Source organism: Streptomyces sp. NPDC005963 (assembly GCF_040638655.1).
Classification (GTDB): Bacteria; Actinomycetota; Actinomycetes; order Streptomycetales; family Streptomycetaceae; genus Streptomyces.
Map to the genome: position 1 here is coordinate 1 of NZ_JBEXVD010000082.1, position 2304 is coordinate 2304.

2 protein-coding genes are annotated in these 2304 nt (G+C 69.3%); both read right to left on the reverse strand.

The features are described from left to right. The coding region (locus ABZ348_RS34620) for a beta-ketoacyl synthase N-terminal-like domain-containing protein (protein ID WP_358939980.1) at positions 1-1490 on the reverse strand (1490 nt) is incomplete at its 3' end. A gap of 28 nt (positions 1491-1518) precedes the next feature. Then, the coding region (locus tag ABZ348_RS34625) for a phosphopantetheine-binding protein (protein ID WP_358939982.1) at positions 1519-2304 on the reverse strand (786 nt) is incomplete at its 5' end.

Below are 2304 nucleotides of genomic sequence, written 5' to 3' on the forward strand. Positions count from 1 at the left end.
TAGGTGGCGAGTTGTGTGGCTTGGTCCTTGAGTGCGGTGTCGGAGTGGGCTGAGAGGAGCCAGGGGTCCAACGACTCACCCCCCACCACCCCCACAGATTCCGATGAGGGGGTGTGTTCGAGAATCACATGGGCGTTGGTGCCGCTGATCCCGAACGAGGACACCGCGGCGCGCCGGGTCCCCTCGCGTTCCTTCCACTCACGCGGCTCGGTCAAGAGCTCCACCGCGCCTGCCGACCAGTCGACGTGTGGTGAGGGCTCGTCGATGTGGAGGGTGCGGGGAAGCACTCCGTGGCGCATGGCCTCCACCATCTTGATGATCCCGCCCACACCGGCCGCGGCCTGTGTGTGGCCGATGTTCGACTTCAACGAACCGAGGTACAGCGGCCGGTCCACCGGCCGGTCCTGTCCATAGGTGGCCAGGAGCGCCTGCGCTTCGATCGGGTCGCCGAGGCGGGTACCGGTGCCATGGGCTTCCACGGCGTCCACATCGGCGGTCGTCAGTTCGGCATCGGCCAGCGCCTGCCGGATCACCCGCTGCTGCGAAGGCCCGTTGGGGGCCGAGAGCTGGCCGCTCGTACCGTCCTGGTTGACGGCCGTGCCGCGGACCAGCGCCAACACCGGATGACCGTGGCGGCGAGCGTCCGACAGCCGCTCCACCAACAGCAGCCCGACCCCCTCGCCCCAGCCGGTCCCGTCGGCCCCGGCGGCGAACGCCTTGCACCGACCGTCCGCCGACAGACCGCGCTGACGACTGAACTCCACGAACAGCCCCGGCGTTGCGATCACGGTCGCCCCGCCGGCCAGGGCCAGATCGCATTCGCCCTTGCGCAGTGCCTGGACGGCGAGGTGAAGCGAGACCAACGACGATGAGCACGCCGTGTCCACCGTGACGGCCGGCCCCTCCAGACCGAAGGTGTACGACACCCGTCCCGACGCGATCGACCCCGCACTGCCCGTGCCGATATACCCCTCCAATCCCTCCGGTGCCTTGCGGATGCGGCTGCCGTAGTCCCCGTACATCACCCCGGCGAACACACCCGTCCGCGACCCCCGCAACGTACGGGCGTCGATTCCGGCGCGCTCGAACGTCTCCCAGGCCGTCTCCAACAGCAGTCGCTGTTGTGGGTCGATGGCCAGTGCCTCGCGCGGGCTGATCCCGAAGAGGTCCGGGTCGAACTGGTCCGCGTCGTGAAGGAAGCCGCCCGTCCTCGCATAGGTCTTGCCCACCCGATCGGGGTCGGGGTCGAACAGGGCGGCGGTGTCCCAACCTCGATTCTCGGGAAAGGGTGAGATCGCGTCCGTACCCGACGCCACGACGTTCCACAGATCCTCGGGGGAACGCACCCCGCCCGGGAAGCGGCAGGCCATCGACACGATGGCGATGGGTTCGTGCCGCTCGGCCTCGACCCGGCTGAGCTGCTCACGGGTCTGGAGCAGATCGGCGGTCACGCGCCTGAGATAGTCGCGGAGCTTGTCCTCGTTCGTCATACGACGTCAACTCTCCTCTTCGAGCCGGTCATTCGGAGTCGGTGGCGCTGCCGTCGATGAGCTGGAACAGCTCGTCATCGGATGCCTCGTCGAGCAGTGCGGCCGGTGCGATCCCTCCCGGGTGATCCGTGCGCTCGGGACGCAATCGGGCCAGGACCGCGGTCAAACGGTCGGCGATGCGCAGCCGCGCCCCGGTGTCCAGTCCGAAGTCGTCGAACGCCGAGGCCAACTCGTCGATCCGGGCCAGGGCGGAGGCGGCGCCTCCCGGTAGGTGATCGGCGAGTTCGTCCACCAGGTGCGCGGCCAGGGCGCTGACGGTGGGCTGATCGAACAGCAGGGTCGTGGGGAGCCGTAGACCTGTCTCCGACGCCAGGCGGTTACGCAACTCCACCGCGGTGAGCGAGTCGAAGCCCAAGTCCAGCAGACCGCGATCGACGGGAACGGGGTGGTGCGGAGGGTGGCCCAGCACCTCGGCGACCGTCGCCCGGACGAGATCGAGCGCGAGCCGGAGCCGATCCGGGGCAGCGGATTCGCCCAGCTTGCGGACCCACGGGGCACCGGAGCCCGCCGCATCCGGAGTCGGTGTCCCCACCGTCCGGGCCTGCGTCACGGCTCCCGTCGGGAGCAGGCCCCACAGCACCGCGGGAACGCGTTCGCGATCGAGCCTGCGCACCGCCGCCGCATCCACCCGGGCCGGAACGACCAGAGGTACGTCCGACGCCAGTGCGGTGTCGAAGAGGTGGAGTGCTTCGGTGGTGGTGAGGGGTTGGATGCCGGTGCGGGTGATGCGTTGTTGTTGGGTGGTGTTGAGGTG